We start from the raw sequence: 16,201 nt of genomic DNA, 5'->3' as shown, positions 1-16,201 counted from the left end.
CAGGTGGTGCGGCGTCGCCAGGCCAGCGGCGCGCCGCACAGTGCCGGACTCAAGGCGCGATCACCTCGTAGCCGCGTGCGCGCAGCCGGTCCAGCGGACCGTCTGGCTCCTGCAACCCCTGCATCGACAGCACCGCGAAGCTGGAGCGGTTCTGCGCCAGCGCCCGCTCGGCCGCCTCCATCCATTTGCCCAGCGCCCGCTGGCGCACATCGCCCAGGCCCAGCTTGCGCGCGACCGCCGCCTCGCCGACCGCGTCCATGCACACCCGATACTGGTCGTTGCCCGGTAGCTTGCCGAGCGCGTCGAGATCGCCCTCGGACCAGGCATTGGCGCGCTGCCGCATCGTTTCCAGGTCGCTTTGGATGACCTGCAGGGTGCGCGCGAAGCAGTTGCGGTCGTTCAAGGCCGTCGCGCGGAATTCCTGCAGCGCGCGCTTGGCGTCGGGCACTTTCACTTCCACCACCACCGGCACGATCGGCACCTTGGCGCGCTTGGCCGCGCGCTCGATCACCGGCTGCACGACGCTGGCCATGCTCAGCCCGGACTTGCGCATCGCCGCCTCGTACAACTCCTGCGCGGCGAACACCGGCCGCCACTTTTCCACGCTGGCGTCGCGGCCCAGGTAGCGCGCCTTCAGCGGCAACCATTGCGCGTACAGGTCGGCCGGCAGTATCTGCTGCAGGGTCTTGTCGTCCGGGTTGCGCCGCGCCTTCAGTAGCGACGGCAGCAACAGCATGCTGCGGAACAACCCAAGGTTCGAGGACAGCGACAGCGTCGGCGCCGCGATGACCTGCTGCGACTGGCCGATCACCCGCTCCACCTCGCCCGACGCCCACTGCATGCGCTTGGGCAACGGCGACACCGTGCCCAGGATCCACAGCACGTGGTCGCCGCGGCGCACCTGCCACAGCCCGGGACCGGGCTGCTGGCCGGTCACCAGCACCGCCTCCAGATCGACCACCGGCGCGGCGGCAGGCGGCGCCGGCGGTACCGGCGGATGCGCGGCGGCGGCCAGGCCCGCGAACGCCAGCAGCATTGCCGCACACACGCCTCTCACCGCACTCGTCCAGCGCATCGCGACACTCTCCAGGAATTCTGACCGGCGCCGACGATCCGGCGCGGCGCGAAGATATCAGCCCGACAGCTTGGGCAGGTAGGCGGCCAGCGGATCGGTGGCGGGCAGCAGCTCGAAGCGCTCCCACAGGAATCCCGGCGTCACCACGCAGCGCACCAGGCTGTAGTCGTCCAGCGGCCGCGCCGCTTGCCAGCTGCCGGCCGGGATCACCACCGATGGCAGGCCGCCGCGCTCGCTGGCGTCCATCCGGTAGCGCTGCAGGCCATGCTGCGGATCGAAGCTCAGCAGTTCCAGCGCGCCGCCCTCCTCCCATTGCCAGGTTTCGTCGGCATCGATCCGGTGCCAGTCGCTGCACTCGCCGCGCACCAGCAGGAAGCGGATCGCAGTGCAGGCCGGACGCGTGACGCCCTCGTGCTGGACCTGCAGCGCGGAGGTGTGCACGCGCGCATAACGCCCGCCCTCCGGGTGCGGCAGCAGCGACAAGTCGCGCAGCAAGGTGGCGATACGAATGGACGATTTCGTAGACATGACCCAGTTTAGGGCCTGTCGGCGGGCTTGGGCTAGACCACCGACGCGTGCCGTTCCGGCGGTTGGCGGGCGCCGGCGAGTGCCGGCCCGCCTTGACTGACTAGCCCAGGCGCCGGCCGTTGCGCAGGCAGACCCCGAAGAACACCAGCAGGTCCCAGCTGTAGCGCTTGAGCAGGCGCCGCGGCTCGCGCAACAGGCGGTACATCCACTCCATGTGCAGTCGGCGCACCCAGCCCGGCGCCCGCTGCGCGTTGCCGGACAGGAAATCCAGCAGCGCGCCGACCCCGAACAGCAAGCGCGCATCCAACTGCGCGGCATGGTCGAGGATCCAGCTTTCCTGCAGCGGATTGCCGAACGCCACCAGCACCACGTCGGCGCCGCTGGCGTTGATGCGTTCGGTTAGTGCCGCGCCCGCGGCCGCGAACTCGGCGTAGCCGTCGCAGGTGCCGACCACGGTCTGGCCCAGCGTCTGCCGCAAGGTCTGCGCGGCGGTCTGGGCCACGCCGGGACGGCCGCCGAGCAGGAAGAAGCGCAGCGGCCGCCGGCTGTGCCGGCACAGGTACGGAATCAGGTCGGTGCCGTTGAGGTTGCCGGCGAAGCGGCGCCGGTGCACCAGCAGCGCGCCCAGGTCCATGCCGATGCCGTCGTTGACGATGCGCACGCCCGGCGCACGCAGGCGCTCGCGCAGCGCCTGGCACTGCACCACGAAGTTGGTGTTGGCGAAGAACACCTGGCGCTGCTCGCCGCGCGCCTGCGCCTGGAACAGCGCGTGCGCGAAGGCCGCTTCGGTGGTGCGCAGGATCGGATAGCCGCCCAGCGCCATCACCTCCTGCGGCTCGGAATGCGCATCACCAGAGGTCATGGGGGAAGCTGTCCAGGAGACCGCGCTGCACGCTATGCAGGTCGAACGGGGCGTTGCCGCCCAGGGCCAGGCACTCCTCGACGCTGTGGCCGGCATGCCACTGCGTGCGCCCGGTGCCGTAGTAGTAATCGTCGTACTTGAAGCGGTCCTCGCCGTTGCCCCAGTCCAGGTACACCGATGGCACGCCGTAGGCTTCGGCCAGGATCAGGCCGTGCAGGGAACTGGAGACCACCAGTTCGGCGGCCAGCAATTGCCGCACGAACCCGGCCGGTTGCCGGTTGGGCAGCACCAGTTGGTCCTTGTAGCGCGCGTATTTGTCCGACGGCTCGTTGAAGTGCGGCACGATCAGGAACGGCTGCCGCGTGGGCGGCGGCGCCAGCGCGTCGAGCGGAAAGAACAGCGGCATCAGCAGTCCCGGGTCGCCGTAGATCTCCGGCACCTGCAGCCCGCGTTCCTGCAGGAACGCGCGGGTCTTGGGCCCGCGCACGGCACGCACGTCCAGCGTGCGGAAGCGATGCCGGTCGGCCGGGATCTTGCCGTTGATGCCGCTGCCCCACACCGTGTCGCCATCGCCGGCGAAATGCAGCACCGAGCCGATCGCGATCAGGCGCTTGCGCTTGTCGCGCTTGTCCAGCAGGGTCCGGTCGCGCTGCGCCAGCACGTTGGACACGATGATCTTGGACAGGTGATCGCCGACGTTGATCTCCCCGTTCTTCGGCTTCCACCAGAACAGCGCGCGGCGTTCTTCGTAGTCGATCCATTTTTGCAGTGCGGACAATGCGAAATCCTCCCTTGTGTACGCGAACGCCGTTCGCGGGCGAGCAAGCTCCGTGTCAGGCGGGGTCGCCTGCGAAAAGCCGGGTTTCCGGATAGGCCGACGGATCCAGGACGCGGTCGGTGGTCTCGGACCAGCTCAGGCATTGGCGGTGGCGCACGTGCGGCGCATGCAGCGCTTTCTCGATCGCCGCGACGATCGAGGCCTCGTCGCCCGGGGTATAGCCGAAGCGCGATTGGTAGCTGCCGACCACCGCGTTCGGACACACCGCGGGCAGCCCGAAGAAGTCGTACTGCAGCAGCTTCATCGAGCTGTCGGCCAGATACACCGGCACCTGCTCCGAGGCATAGGGCGCGATGCCGAAGCGTGCGTGCTTGATGTAGCCGATGGTCTCGGCGTGCTTCATCTCGCCGTACACCACCACGTTGTCGCCGTAGCCCGGCGCGCGGCCCATGCCCGAGCCGATCACGTGGAAGGTGACCTGCGGGAAGGCGCGGCTGGCGACGACGAAGAAGTCCGGATCGAACAGCATCGAACCGACCGCCACCGCATGGATGCCCTCGCCGTACGGCGACGGATCGCCGAGTGTGTCCAGGTTGTGGTCCACGCCATGGCCGACGTGGAACACGTTGTGGCGGCTGGAAATCTCATCGGCCATCGCCGGCGACACCAGCGCGATCACGTCCAGGCTCGGCGCCACGCGGTCGAACTCGCGCTCGATGAAATCGGCGACGTTGATCGTGCTCAGGCCGTCGGAGGCGCGGTAGACCTTGCGCGCGGTCGGATTGATGCGTGCCGCCAGCTCGATGAAGGCCACCGCGATGCCGCTTTCGAACACGATCACATCCGCTTCCTGCATCCAGCGCAGCAGCGTGGCCGGCGGCTTGGCCGCGTACAGCTTGAACATCAGGTCTTCCAGCGGCCGCAGCCAGCGCCGCCGCGTGTTGAACGGATGCACGGGCGCGCGCCACAGGTAGCAGTCCACGCCGTTGTGGGTGACCACGGTGTTGGCGGTGGCGTCCAGCGGCAGCCGCAGGTCGCCCTTCATCCGCGACAGCAGGCTGTAGCGCAGCGAGAAGAAGCGCGTGGTGCCGCGCTTGGCCAGTTCGTCGGCGATGAAATGAATATTGGCGCGGCGCGGCGTGCGGTAGTCGTGCGCCGACAGCACCAGATAGCACGGCGGGCGTCCGGCAAGGGCCGCGGCCGGTGCCGCGGCGAGCGTCGCCGATGCGGAAGAATCGCTCATGCCATCGCTCCTTTGCGGTAGAGGGTTGTCGGGAAAATCGCCGGATCGCGGGTCATCGTTTGGCCCTGGCATCGCGCAGCAAGGTGCGCATGTTGAGGATCGCCATCACGTCGCGGCGGAACGCCGGCCACAGCGCGAACACCAGCACGCAGCCCAGCGCCATCGCCGCGCCGCCCACCGCCAGTTGCTGCCACAGCGAACTGCCGCCCCACTGCTGCGCGGCGAAGTACGCCGCCACGCCGGCCGCGCCGTAGCCGAGGATCGCGCGCAGGCCGTTGTTGAACAATTCCAGCGCCGGCACCTGCGGCGCCACCTTGGCGATCCAGATCACCGACAGCGGCCACATCACCAGCAGGCCCAGCGTGTAGCCGACGGTCACGCCCATCACGCCCCAGGCCGAGCCGGCGAAGATGCAGGCGATCAGCATCACCCGCCCAACCACCGAATACACCAGCTGTTCGCGCATCAGGCCATGCGCCAGGAACACCCAGTAGGTGGCGTAGGACGCGGTCTGGAAGATGCCGCCGAGGGTCAGCACCTGGAACAGCGGCACCGCCGGGCGCCATTGTTCGCCGAGCACCAGCACGATCAGCGGCAACGCCAGCGCGCAGGCGCAGGAGAACAGCGCCACGATCAGATGCACCATCACCGTCTGCCCGCGCAGCAGGAAGCTGCCGAAGCGCGGCGGATCGTCCTGCAGCTGCGACAGCACCGGCAACGCCACCGAGGTGGCCGGCGCATTGATCTGGTTCAGCGGCATCATCAGCAGCTGGAACGCGCGGTTGTACAGGCCCAGCGCCTCGGCGCCGATGCGGTGGCCGATGATCACCTGGCCGACGTTGCGGCTGGCATAACCGAGCAGCTGCGCGGCCATCAGGTTCCAGCCGAAGCTCAGGAACGCGCGCATCGGCGCGTCGCGGCGATAGCCGCGCGGCAGCCAGCGCGCGCAGGCGCCGGCGATCGCCAGGTTGACCAGCGCCTGCACCACCTGCTGCCAGACCAGCGCCCAGTAGCCGTAGCCGGCCAGGGCCACGCCGACGCCGGCGATCAGGCCCATCACCTGCGCGCCCACATCGCTCAACGACACCTGGCCGAAGCGCAGCCCGCGGCTGAGATGCGCGCGGTATTGGGTGGTCATGCCGTTGAGCAGGAAGGTCACCGCCAGCGCCTGCGAGATGCCCAGCAACGCCGGTTCGCGATAGAAGTGCGCGATCCACGACGAGGACAGGAACACCACGATCGCCAGCACCAGGCCGATGCCGCTGTTGATCCAGAACAGGTTGTCGCGCTGCTCGCGGCTGACGTGCTTGGCCTGGATCGCGGCCGAGGACAGGCCGAAGTCGCGCAGGATCTCGGCCATGCCGACGATCGCGGTGACCATCGCCATCAGGCCGTAGTCGTACGGCGTCAGCAAGCGCGCCAGCAGCACGATGCCGCCGAACTGCACCACCATCTTCGCCAGCTGCCCGGCCATGGTCACCGCGGCGCCACCGGCCGCGCGCGAACCCAGGCTGCGCTCCGGCGGCGCGGCGGGACCCGGGGTTTCGGTCGTGCTCATGCCCGTGCCTCGCTGCGCACGCCGCGCGCATCCAGATAGCTGCGGTAGTGCTGCACGCCGATCGCGCTCCAGTCGCGCCGCGACAGGTCGGGCACCGCGTCGGCGGGCAGGCGCTGCGCCTGCGCCAACGCGTCGGCCAGCTGCGCGGCATCCAGCTCGCCGCGATACAGCAGCACCCACTGCGGCCCGACCTCGCCGGCGATCGCCGCCGTGGCCTCGTTCCACGGGGCCAGTACCGGCCGCGCCAGCGACAGGGCCAGCAGCAACGTGCCGGAGTTGTGCATCTGCCGATACGGCAACACCACCAGTTCGGCCTCGCCGACTTCGCGCGCCAGCACCTCGTCTTCCACGTACTGCAGGCGCGCGCTGATCCGCGGATCGGCGGCGCAGGCCTGTTCGACCACGGCGCGGATATCAGAATTGATCGGATTGCCGGCAATGCGCAGGCTCAGCGCCGGATCGGGCAAGGCCTGCAGCGTCGCGACCAGGGTTTCCACGCCCTTGTACGGGCGCAGCAGGCCGAAGTGCAGCAGCCGTCCCGGCACCCGGGGCGGCTGCGGCATCGCCGCGTACCAGTCGCGGTAGTGGCCGTGCAGGATCGTGTCGGTGGCCGGCGCACGCTCCGGCGTGGTCGCGTTGATGCGGATCCAGCGCGCGGTCAGGCGATCGGTCCAGCGCAGCAGCAGCCGTTCGCGCCAGCCCTTGTCCTCGTGCGGGGCCACGTTGTGCAGGGTGCGCACCAGCGGCACGCCGCCGAGCTTGAGCCGCAGCAGCAACAGCGCCATGCACGCCTGCTTGGCCAGCGTACCCACGGCGGTGGGGTGCCGCATCATGTATTCCGGCCAGTGCACGTGCAGCACGTCGTAGCGCGACAGCAGCGCCGCACGCATCGAGAAGAACCGCAACTGCACCTGCTGCGGCAATGCCGCGTACAACTGGGTCAGGTACGGATTGGTGGTCGCGCTCGGCCGTTCGGTCGACAGCAGCACGGTGACCGGCGGGCCCGGCACGCGCGCATCGCCGCTGCAACGCGGTTCGCCGCTCATCGCGCGCCCTCCGTCTTGCCCAGCACCGCGCGGTATTCGTCCAGATAGGCGCCGACCACATGCTCCCAGTCGTAGCGCTGCGCATAGGCCATGGCCGCCTGCCGCTGCGCGGGGAACGTCGCGTCGGTGGCGGCGGCATAGGCTTGTACCGCGGCGGCGGCGCGCTGCGGATCGGCCGGATCCAGCAGCACGCCTTGCGCCGATTCGCGCACCAGCCGCGCGAACGGCGGAATATCGCTCAGCACCGGCAACAGGCCGGCGCTCATCGCTTCGACCGCGGCCAGGCCGAAGCCTTCGTGACGCGACAGGCACACGAAGTACTGCGCGCTGCCGAGCAGCTGCGCCAGTTCCTCCTGCGACGGCGCCACGCGCAGCTGCACGCGGTCCTGCAGGCCGCGTTCGGCGATCGCCTGCAGCAGATCGGCCTGGGTGAAGTCGTATTCGCGCCCGGCCACGATCAGCTGCCAGGCAGGATCCTGCGCCGCCAGCGCGCGCAGCAGGTCCAGCGTTTCCAGCAAGCCCTTGTTGACCGACCAGCGCCCGAAATAGATCAGCGTGCGCCCCGGCGTGGCGCTGCCCTGCCCGGCGAACTTGCTCACATCCACGCCGTTCTCGATCACCCGCAGCCGCTGCGGCGCGACCACCGCCGAGAACACCTGGCCATCGTTCTCGCTGGTCGCCACGACCCGCGCGTAGGCCCAGGCCGAGGCACGGGTCAGCGTCTTGAACCACAGCATCTTCAGCCGCGAGGCATAGGTGGTGTGGAAGAAGCCGCCATGGGTGGAGACGATCATCGGCGTGCCGTGCAGCACCCGGGTCAAGGCCAGGAAGTCGTAGAAGAAATCGATGCCGTGCACGTGCACCAGATCGGCGCCGCGCAGCGCGGCCAGCACCTTCGGCGCCAGCGGATAACGCGAGGACCCGCGGAACGGTAGCCGCACGATCGGCACGCCCTGATACGCATCGCGCTGCGCGAGCCGTTCCTGCGGCCGGGTGAAGACCCGGTCCAGGGTGACCACCTCGATCTGGTCGCGGCCCTGCTGCAGATGCCGGCGCGCGATGTTGAGCACGACCTCTTCCATGCCGCCCACCGACGGATGGAACTGGCGCACGACGTGAACCACCTTCATTGCGCGCTCCCGCGAGACCACATACAGCATTGCGATAGCGGCATCAGCTCGCCTCCTGTCTTGCCGGCTCGCGCCGCAGCCCGATCATCCACGGCGCCACACGCACGATCACCGCGCGCATCGGCACGCTGGCGAGTACCGCCACCACGCTCACCGACACCGCCCAAGCCGGCCCCCAGGCATCGCCGCGAACCAGGCCGGTACGGCTGGCCAGGCCGGCCATGACCGAGAACAGCAGCGTATGCGTGCACAGGATCAGCAAGGTGTTGCGTCCGATCCACTGCACCCACGCCCACTCCTGCACCAACCGCGCTGCGCACAGCGCCATCGCGCTGCCGAGCAGGCTGGCGGCGAGGAAGCCGAGCGGCGAATGGCCGAACTTCATCATGTTCACGTCCACCCGGCCGTTGTTCCAGGCGATCGCGAACCACGCCGCGCCGAGCAGCAATGCCGCCAGCGCGTTGCCCATGCGGCTGGTCGGAAGCAGGCCGCTGCGCTTGGCTGCGGCCGCGCCGATCGCGAAGAAACACAGCGACACCGGTAGTACATCCAGCGCAAAAGGAAGCCGGTAATCCTGGGTCGGGAACCAGATCGCCCAGCCCCAGGCCAGCAGCAGCGACAACACCGCCAGCACTTCCAGCGACAGGCGCCGGCGCAGGTACAGATAGCTCAGCGTGGTCACGAACAGGGCCGGCAGGAACCACAGCGCAGGCATCACGTAGAGCTTGGGGCCGATGCCGCTGACCAGGCCCAGCAACGGTTCCCACCAAGGCCGGTCGCCCCACAGCTGCGCCTTGGAACCGATGTTGCGGGTCAGCATCCAATAGCCATACGCGACCAGGAAGAACGCCAGATACGGCAGCAACAGGCTGCGCGCCAGCTTGGTCCAGGTCGCCATGCCCAGCGGCCGCTTGCCGAACGCCTCGCCCACCCAGCCGGACAGCACGAAGAACATCGGCACGTGGAAGCTGTAGGCCAGGATCACATAGGCATGCGGGATGCCCTTGGCGTGGCCGAACACCACCAGCAGGATCGCCAGCGCCTTGGCCGCGTCGATGCGCGCATCGCGCGTACCGCGCACGCCGCTGCGCGCCGGCTGCTCGGCCAGCACCGTCTGCAGGGCAGGCGTGGAGGCGCTCATGTCGCCACCGCCGCACGCGGCGTGGTGTCGGTTGCCAGCGGCAACGCAGCCGCCACTGCGCGCCGCGGCACCATCTGCCACAGGCAGCCGCAGACGAACCACCACAGCGCCGCGGTCTTGATCGAGAAGTAGCCGTTGGAGACCAGCAGGCTCAACGCGAACGCGAAGATCAGCAGGTTCTTGAACAGCTGGCCCTCGATCGTGCGCATCAGCATCGCGAACGAATAGGCGAGCAGGAACGCCAGCACCAGCACCACCGACTGCGAGGAGATGAAATAGGCGATGCCGCTGTCGAAATACTTGTACGGCGTGTCGAAATCCAGGCCCAGCCACGCTTCGGCGGTCATGTTGCGGATCGAGTACACGGTGAAGAACACCCGTCCCAGGGTGGTGTCCTCATAGCTCTGGATGCCGGACGCCCACACCATCAGCCACGCGCCAAGCAACACGCCGAAGAAGATCAGGAAGCCCAGGCGCTGGTCCATGCGCAGCAGCAGCGGGGTCAGCGCCACCATCATCACGCAGGTGCCGGCGGCCAGGCGTCCGTCCGAGGCCACGATCAGGAAGCCGATCATCGCCACCGACGCGGCGATGCCCACCGGCCGCATCCAGCGCCAGAAGGTCAGCAGGATCGCGGTGAAGAAGATGATGAAGTTGCCCATCGTCACCGGCTCGATGAACACCGAAGAGGCGCGCGGCAGGTTGGAGGACGGCAGGAAGTTGCGTGCACCGGGCCGGGTCGCGCTGACGAACAGATTGCTGTCCTGGTTCCAGAAGCTCGACGCGCTGGCGCCGCGCGCATTGACGAAGTAGCTCTTCGGGTTGACCACGTCGCCGTAGACCTTGGGCAAGGCCAGCTCGAACGCCGCCACCAGCGACACGATCAGCGCCATGCGCAGAAAAAGTTTGGGCAGCGAACCGGTATAGGCCGCGCCCAGCACCAGGAACGCGAACGGAATCAGCGCATCGCGGAAGAACTTGGGGTCGATCGACCAGACCAGGAACAGCCGCACCAGCATCAGCAGCGCCAGCAGGCCGATGCCGGTGAACACCATCGCCGTGCGCTTGCGATCCAGCGACCACAGGCCGATCAGGAAGCAGGCGCCGTAGATCGCCAGTTCCGCGACATAGGTCATCGCCGGGCTGACCCGGAACACCTTGGCGTTCACCACCGCGAGCAGGAAGTTGTAGCCGATGGCGAACAGCAGCACCAGCTCGATCAGAAGATTGTGGCGCTGCTCGCGCAGCGTCATCGGCGGCGCAGCGATGGCGGCGTTCAGCACGCGGCACCTCGCTGCGCGACGCGACGCGCCACGCGTTGCGACAACGGCCGGCGCCACGCACCAACGGCGGCACGCCGAGCGCGCACGGGACTGTGGCAAGCGACCTCGATGGCGCTGCGGCACCCGGCCCAGCCGCCGCCGTCCCCGCCAACGGCGGCGACGACGGGGCGGCGCCGGCAGTGGGGACGGTCGGCGCGATAACGGTACATCGGGCGCATCAGTAGGCGGTCTTCTGCCCGAGCACCTTCACTGCGGTGAGCACGATGATCCGCGTATCCAGCCACAGCGACCAACGCCGGATGTAATCCAGATCGTATTGGATGCGCTTCTTCATCGTCCGCAGCTCCGGCGTCTCGCCGCGGAAACCGTTGACCTGGGCCCAGCCGGTGATGCCCGGCTTGACGTAGTGCCGCTGCATGTAATGGTTGATCAGCTTTTCGTAGTGGGTGTTGTGCTGCGCCGCATGCGGACGCGGCCCCACCACCGACATGCTGCCGCCGAGCACGTTGAACAGCTGCGGCAGTTCGTCCAGGCTGCTGCGGCGCAGGAACGCGCCGAACGGGGTGACCCGGCTGTCGCCGCGCTTGGCCTGCACCACCACGTCGCTCGGCTCCTGCTGCACGCGCATCGAGCGGAACTTGTACATGTAGAACTCGCGCCCGCCCAGGCCATGGCGGCGCTGGCGGAAGAACACCGGACCCGGCGAACTCAGCTTCACCCCCACCGCGATCGCCAGCATCACCGGCCACAGCATCGCCAGCGCGGCCAGCGCCACAACCTTGTCCTGCAGCGCCTTGGCAACCACGAAGTAGGTGTTGCGGTCCACCCCGCCCTGGCGCAGGTTGATCACCGGCACGTTGCCGATCTGGTCGCCGGACTGGTTGAGCATGCCGAAGTCGAACAGGTCCGGGATCAGCCTGACCTGGATCGGATAGCGGTCCATCTGCTGCAGCAGCTGCTTGATGTGATCGCGCTCGCCCAGCGGCAGCGAGATCCACACCTGCTCGACCTCGTTGTTGTTGAGGTAGTCGATCAGCGATTCCGGCGTGCCGGCCCCCAGGCACTGCAGCTTCTTTGGATGATCGGCCACCGACAGGTCGTAGTCGCTGCTGAAATAGCCGACCAGTTGCATGCCCACCCAGGGATTGCGGCTCAGGTAGTTGTGGATCTTGACCACCGGATGGCGCAGGCCGACCACCACCACGCGCTGCACGTCCACGCCTTCCGAGCGCAGGTGGTTGAGCACGCCGCGCACCATGGTGCGCGAGACCAGCAGCGTAGCCAGGCTGGTGGCGAACCACAGGCCGATCCACAGCCGCGAGACCTGCTGCCCGAACTGGACCACGAAGGCATGCACCGCGAACAGCGCGAACACGCCGCCGCAGGCCAGGCTCAGCACCATCATCTCGCGCATCAGGCCGCGGCCGCGCCAGCTGCGGTACAGCGGGAACAGCGCGAAACAGATCACTGCGTACAGCAGCGTGGTGCCGATCGCGACGCGGTAGGACGCCTCCGGCATCCAGTTGCCGAACAGCAGGCGGTGGGTCAGCAGCGCACCGGCGACGATAACCGTCAGATCCGACACGCGCAGCAGAATGTCCGCGGCGGCTGCATATTTGGACAGCAGGCGGGGGGACGAAGTTGTATAGGTGGCGCTACTCAGGTCTGCCAGAAGCATGGTCGGGATTCCCATCCAAACTCGGTCGGTGGCATGCGGGGGAACATGCGACGTATGCGAGCCTCGATCTCATCTGCCAGTGGACCGCTGCGGTGCCTTCCTCACCGACCCCAGGTCCACGGCAGCCCGTGTTTATTTCAACAGAACCGCGACTGCGTACAACCGGTCAGGAAAATAATGGAACACCTCTGTACTTAGCTGAACCACGTATCACCTCTCTGAAGAATTTGCGTAGGAAACATGACGATGTGCCTGCGTCGTCGCATCGGTCGCGACCGCGGTCACGGCGCATCGCAGCAGGCGTCGCGCCGCGCGCTTCATGCCGCGGCCGCCTGCGCTTCGCGCAGGAAATAGCGGATCAAGGCGATGGCGATCGCCGAGAACAGGCCGAACACGAATGCCAGCGCCAGGTTCAGCAAGGTCTTCGGCGAACTCGGCTTGCCCGGCACATCGGCGCGGTCGACGATCGACACGTTGTTGGTGCCGACGTTGCCGGCCACGCCGATCTCCTTGTAGCGCTGCAGCAGCGCGTCGTAGAGCTGGCGGTTGGTGTCGGCTTCGCGCCGCAGCATGTTGTAGCGGATGCTGCGGGTCTGCAGATCCAGCTCGTCGTTCTTCAGGCTGGAGATGCGTTCGGACAACAGCGTCTCCTGCTGTCGCGCCGCTTCGTAATCGTTCTTCAGGCCGCTGCGGATGTTGGCGATCTCATTGCCGATCTGGCGCTTGGTCTCGGCGATCTGGTTCTGCAGGCGCTGCATCTCCGGGTAGCCGGGCTGGAAGGTGGCCAGCTTCTGCTGATAGTCGGCGGCCAGCTTGGCCTGCTCGGCGCGCAGGCTCTGGATCAGCGGGCTGCTGATCACCTGCGGCAGGCCCAGGCCGTCGCCGATCCCGGCCTGGCGCCAGGCCGACTCGGCCTTGATCCGCGCATCCTGCGCGGCGGCCAGGCGCACGTTCAACTCGCTCATGTTCTGCGTCGGCAGCGACGGCTTGTCGTCGCCCAGCGACACGATCTGCTCCTTGCTGGAGTAGTCGACCGTGTTCTTCTCCGACTCTTCCACCTTGTCGCGCAGCTGCTCCAGCCGCTCGGACAGGTACTTGGCGGCGAACGAGGACGCCTGCAGGCGCCGCTCCTGGGTCGAGGCGATGAACATCTTGGCGTAGGTGTTGGCCACGCGCGTGGCCAGCACCCGGTCGGGCGAATCGAAGTTGATCCGAACCAGCCGCGAATCGCGCACCGGCTCGATCGTCAACGCGTCCAGCACCGGGCCGACCAGCGCGTTCTCGGCGGCGGCGGCGCGCGCCTCCGGCGACGGGGCACGGCCATCGCCATTGCCCTGCAGCTTCTCCAGCGCCTCGTCGACCAGCGGCTTGAACGCCGGGTCCTGGGTCAGTCGGGCCTCGCGGATCACCGCGCGGGCCAGCGAGCGGCTGCCGAGCAGTTCGTACTGGGTCTGGTAGAAATCGCGATCCTGCGGCGATTCCACCGGCATCAGGTTGGCCACGTTGGTGACGTTCAAGGACTCGCGCTCGATCTGCAACACGCTGGTGGCGCGGTACTTGGGCGTCATCAATAACGTTACCAGCAGCGCCAGCGCGACGACCGCCACCGTGATGCCGACGATCAGCCAGCGCTGCCGGTACAGGGCGTTCCAGTAGTCCAGCAGGCTGATGTCGGCCGGGCTCAGCGGCGCCGAGGAGGTGGTACGGGTGTGCATGCTCGAGGAACTCATCGGTATGCCCGCCAGACCATGACGAACGGGGTCAACTGCACCATGGTGCGCAGCACCACGAGCGCATCGGAGCGGTACACCACGACGATGTCGCCGCCGTAGATTTCAGGATCCGGCGAGGCGCCCTTCTGGATATCGCGCAGATCGAAACGGGCCAGCATCTTCTGCCCGCCGACGTTGCGGAACACCACGATGTTGCCGCGGCTGGCCACATCGCTGACGCCCTTGCCCAGCGACAGCGCCTGCTGCAGGGTCAGCGCCGAGCCGGCGATCGGGTAGATGCCCGGCTCGCCCACCGCACCGGTGACGGTGACCCGGTTGCCGGTGAATTCGTCGACCAGCACCGACACCTGCGGATTCTGCAGATAGCCATTGCGGTAGCGTTCGGTGATGTCCTTCTGCAAGGCGTTGGCGCTGAGCCCGGCGGCCTTGATGTCGCCGACCAGCGGCAGCGAGATGCGGCCCGCGTTGTCGACCCGCACCTGGCGCTCCAGGTCGTCCACCTGGAATACCTTGATCGTCAGCAGATCGCCGGGGCCGAGCAGGTACTCCGGCTGTCCCATGGAGGCGGCCAGCGGATCGCCTGGCGGCAATTCCGTCAGCATCTTCGGCCCGGCGCTACTGCAGCCAGACAGGAAGACCAGACAAGAAAGGGCCAAACACAATGCCCAGTTGAACGTACCGGAGAGTTTACCCATGCGTGATGCAGACGCCCTCTGTCGAGTGGTTTTGGGAACGCCGCACTCCTCTATCCGGCCAGCGCTCCATCACCGGTCGGGCAAGACGATTGCAGTGTCATTTCCTGCCTGGGACGACTGCCCGGGCCAACAGCGAAGCCTCGTGTTGCAGTGCACTATGGCACAGCTACCCGTCCTCACCAAGCCATCTTGCGGCATTTTTTTGACGCTATACCGCGTGGATTCAAGTACATGTCCGAATATTCAGCATGACGAACGAAGCCGCGTCGCAAAATACACGACGTTAACGTGACGCATGTCAAGGCGTTGACGGCCCTCGTCCGCAGTTCTCTGCCGGATTTCCGTCCTGGCCGTCGCAGGTCCTGCGGCGGCTCCGGCAGGCATCGCATCGACGCGGATGCGTTTGTCTACACCTTCGTCCGAACCGAACTGACCGCCCTATCGGTATCGGGCCGGCATCGGCTGAGCGGGCAATCGGCGACCGCCGCATGGGCGTTCATTACGACGACTTCCTGCCGCGGATTCCCGCAGCTGCCGGCTGCGTACCTGTAGCCGCACAGGCCGCCCAAACCCCGCAAAACGAAAAAGGCCCATGTCGCTGACATGGGCCTTCGAAGATGGTCGGGGTAGCCGGATTTGAACCGACGACCACTAGTCCCCCAGACTAGTGCGCTACCAGGCTGCGCTATACCCCGGTAAAAACATCCGCCGTTGCGGCGGTCACGCCTTGCGGCGAGCTGGCGATTATAGCGGGATTGGCGCGGCCATTCCTAGCCGGTTGCGCCGTTGCCGCTCAGCGCCGCAGCAACTGCAGCACTTCTTCCAGTTCCTGCCGCACCTGCTTGATGATCTGGTTGCTCAGCGCCGACTCCTGCTTGGCGCCCTCGCCCTCCAGGCGCAAGCGCGCGCCGCCGATCGTATAGCCCTGTTCGTACAGCAGGCTGCGGATCTGCCGCACCATCAGCACGTCGTGGCGCTGGTAGTAGCGGCGGTTGCCGCGGCGCTTGACCGGTTCCAGGCTGGGGAATTCGGTTTCCCAGTAGCGCAGCACGTGCGGTTTGACGTCGCACAGCTCGCTGACCTCACCGATGGTGAAGTAGCGCTTGGCCGGAATCGGCGGAAGTTCGCGGTTACTGCCCGGGTCCAGCATAAGCCTCCACTCGCTCCTTGAGCTTCTGTCCCGGGCGGAAGGTCACCACCGTCCGCGCCGAGATCGGGATTTCTTCGCCGGTCTTGGGATTGCGACCGGGCCGTTGGTTCTTGCGGCGCAGATCGAAGTTGCCGAAACCGGACAGCTTCACCTGCCGTCCCTGCTCCAGCGCATCGCGCAGCACATCGAAGAAAGCATCGACGAATTCCTTGGCCTCGCGCTTGTTCAGCCCAACTTCGTCGAACAACCGTTCGGCCATTTCCGCTTTGGTCAACGCCATTGCCCTGCTATCCCCTACGTC

At 67.4% G+C, this 16,201-nt stretch carries 15 protein-coding genes and 1 tRNA gene; all 16 read right to left on the bottom strand.

Translation table 11 applies throughout. The annotated features are described in order from the left end of the window. Positions 1-49: 49 nt before the first annotated feature. The gene (locus tag HEP74_RS08650) at positions 50-1,036 is read right to left on the bottom strand and encodes a TraB/GumN family protein (RefSeq protein ID WP_255427916.1); all 987 of its coding nucleotides are present in this window, start codon (positions 1,034-1,036) and stop codon (positions 50-52) included. Positions 1,037-1,132: 96 nt separating this feature from the next. Next, positions 1,133-1,603, bottom strand: coding sequence for a cupin domain-containing protein (locus HEP74_RS08645; protein ID WP_185816071.1), 471 nt, complete (start codon positions 1,601-1,603; stop codon positions 1,133-1,135). 100 nt (positions 1,604-1,703) lie between these two features. Then, entirely contained in the window at positions 1,704-2,465 is a 762-nt protein-coding gene (locus tag HEP74_RS08640) for a WecB/TagA/CpsF family glycosyltransferase (protein ID WP_185816070.1), read from the bottom strand. After that, complete coding sequence (locus HEP74_RS08635; RefSeq protein ID WP_185816069.1) at positions 2,452-3,243, bottom strand: polysaccharide pyruvyl transferase family protein; 792 nt, start codon at positions 3,241-3,243, stop codon at positions 2,452-2,454. The genes HEP74_RS08640 and HEP74_RS08635 overlap by 14 nt, the downstream gene beginning before the upstream one ends. A gap of 55 nt (positions 3,244-3,298) precedes the next feature. Then, positions 3,299-4,486: a GumK N-terminal domain-containing glycosyltransferase gene (locus tag HEP74_RS08630; protein ID WP_255427915.1), complete on the bottom strand. Its 1,188-nt coding sequence runs from the start codon at positions 4,484-4,486 to the stop codon at positions 3,299-3,301. Positions 4,487-4,538: 52 nt separating this feature from the next. Beyond that, complete coding sequence (locus HEP74_RS08625) at positions 4,539-6,044, bottom strand: lipopolysaccharide biosynthesis protein (protein WP_185816068.1); 1,506 nt, start codon at positions 6,042-6,044, stop codon at positions 4,539-4,541. Next, the gene (locus HEP74_RS08620; RefSeq protein ID WP_185816067.1) at positions 6,041-7,090 is read right to left on the bottom strand and encodes a glycosyltransferase; all 1,050 of its coding nucleotides are present in this window, start codon (positions 7,088-7,090) and stop codon (positions 6,041-6,043) included. Before HEP74_RS08620 ends, HEP74_RS08625 begins: the two co-directional genes overlap by 4 nt. Further along, positions 7,087-8,220, bottom strand: a complete 1,134-nt coding sequence (locus HEP74_RS08615; protein WP_185816066.1) for a glycosyltransferase family 4 protein — start codon at positions 8,218-8,220, stop codon at positions 7,087-7,089. The genes HEP74_RS08620 and HEP74_RS08615 overlap by 4 nt, the downstream gene beginning before the upstream one ends. A gap of 43 nt (positions 8,221-8,263) precedes the next feature. Then, positions 8,264-9,361, bottom strand: coding sequence for an acyltransferase family protein (locus HEP74_RS08610; RefSeq protein WP_185816065.1), 1,098 nt, complete (start codon positions 9,359-9,361; stop codon positions 8,264-8,266). Continuing rightward, positions 9,358-10,614 carry a polysaccharide biosynthesis protein GumE gene (locus tag HEP74_RS08605; RefSeq protein ID WP_255427966.1) on the bottom strand — a complete coding sequence of 419 codons (1,257 nt, stop codon included), beginning with the start codon at positions 10,612-10,614 and terminating at the stop codon, positions 9,358-9,360. Before HEP74_RS08605 ends, HEP74_RS08610 begins: the two co-directional genes overlap by 4 nt. A gap of 247 nt (positions 10,615-10,861) precedes the next feature. Then, a complete protein-coding gene (locus HEP74_RS08600; protein WP_185816063.1) occupies positions 10,862-12,322 on the bottom strand; it encodes an undecaprenyl-phosphate glucose phosphotransferase in 1,461 nt (486 codons plus the stop codon). Between the two features lie 317 nt (positions 12,323-12,639). Further along, entirely contained in the window at positions 12,640-14,067 is a 1,428-nt protein-coding gene (locus tag HEP74_RS08595; protein WP_185816557.1) for a GumC family protein, read from the bottom strand. Continuing rightward, a complete protein-coding gene (locus HEP74_RS08590; RefSeq protein ID WP_185816062.1) occupies positions 14,049-14,750 on the bottom strand; it encodes a polysaccharide biosynthesis/export family protein in 702 nt (233 codons plus the stop codon). The genes HEP74_RS08595 and HEP74_RS08590 overlap by 19 nt, the downstream gene beginning before the upstream one ends. A gap of 618 nt (positions 14,751-15,368) precedes the next feature. Further along, positions 15,369-15,445, bottom strand: a tRNA-Pro gene (locus HEP74_RS08585). 98 nt (positions 15,446-15,543) lie between these two features. Continuing rightward, the gene (locus tag HEP74_RS08580) at positions 15,544-15,900 is read right to left on the bottom strand and encodes a MerR family transcriptional regulator (RefSeq protein ID WP_003466663.1); all 357 of its coding nucleotides are present in this window, start codon (positions 15,898-15,900) and stop codon (positions 15,544-15,546) included. Next, positions 15,881-16,180 carry an integration host factor subunit alpha gene (locus tag HEP74_RS08575; RefSeq protein ID WP_003466661.1) on the bottom strand — a complete coding sequence of 100 codons (300 nt, stop codon included), beginning with the start codon at positions 16,178-16,180 and terminating at the stop codon, positions 15,881-15,883. The genes HEP74_RS08580 and HEP74_RS08575 overlap by 20 nt, the downstream gene beginning before the upstream one ends. Positions 16,181-16,201: the final 21 nt, after the last annotated feature.

Origin of the sequence: Xanthomonas sp. SS (genome assembly GCF_014236835.1) — a bacterium.
Lineage (GTDB): Bacteria > Pseudomonadota > Gammaproteobacteria > Xanthomonadales > Xanthomonadaceae > Xanthomonas_A.
This window is presented reverse-complemented; position numbering and strand designations above follow the sequence as displayed.

Excerpts from the sequence above, each read along its gene's own strand:
- HEP74_RS08650 (WP_255427916.1), bottom strand. The coding sequence starts at position 1,036 with ATGCTGCTGGCGTTCGCGGGCCTGGCCGCCGCCGCGCATCCGCCGGTA.
- HEP74_RS08645 (WP_185816071.1), bottom strand. The coding sequence starts at position 1,603 with ATGTCTACGAAATCGTCCATTCGTATCGCCACCTTGCTGCGCGACTTG.
- HEP74_RS08640 (WP_185816070.1), bottom strand. The coding sequence starts at position 2,465 with ATGACCTCTGGTGATGCGCATTCCGAGCCGCAGGAGGTGATGGCGCTG.
- HEP74_RS08630 (WP_255427915.1), bottom strand. The coding sequence starts at position 4,486 with ATGAGCGATTCTTCCGCATCGGCGACGCTCGCCGCGGCACCGGCCGCG.
- HEP74_RS08625 (WP_185816068.1), bottom strand. The coding sequence starts at position 6,044 with ATGAGCACGACCGAAACCCCGGGTCCCGCCGCGCCGCCGGAGCGCAGC.
- HEP74_RS08620 (WP_185816067.1), bottom strand. The coding sequence starts at position 7,090 with ATGAGCGGCGAACCGCGTTGCAGCGGCGATGCGCGCGTGCCGGGCCCG.
- HEP74_RS08615 (WP_185816066.1), bottom strand. The coding sequence starts at position 8,220 with ATGAAGGTGGTTCACGTCGTGCGCCAGTTCCATCCGTCGGTGGGCGGC.
- HEP74_RS08610 (WP_185816065.1), bottom strand. The coding sequence starts at position 9,361 with ATGAGCGCCTCCACGCCTGCCCTGCAGACGGTGCTGGCCGAGCAGCCG.
- HEP74_RS08605 (WP_255427966.1), bottom strand. The coding sequence starts at position 10,614 with ATGACGCTGCGCGAGCAGCGCCACAATCTTCTGATCGAGCTGGTGCTG.
- HEP74_RS08600 (WP_185816063.1), bottom strand. The coding sequence starts at position 12,322 with ATGCTTCTGGCAGACCTGAGTAGCGCCACCTATACAACTTCGTCCCCC.
- HEP74_RS08590 (WP_185816062.1), bottom strand. The coding sequence starts at position 14,750 with ATGGGTAAACTCTCCGGTACGTTCAACTGGGCATTGTGTTTGGCCCTT.
- HEP74_RS08580 (WP_003466663.1), bottom strand. The coding sequence starts at position 15,900 with ATGCTGGACCCGGGCAGTAACCGCGAACTTCCGCCGATTCCGGCCAAG.
- HEP74_RS08575 (WP_003466661.1), bottom strand. The coding sequence starts at position 16,180 with ATGGCGTTGACCAAAGCGGAAATGGCCGAACGGTTGTTCGACGAAGTT.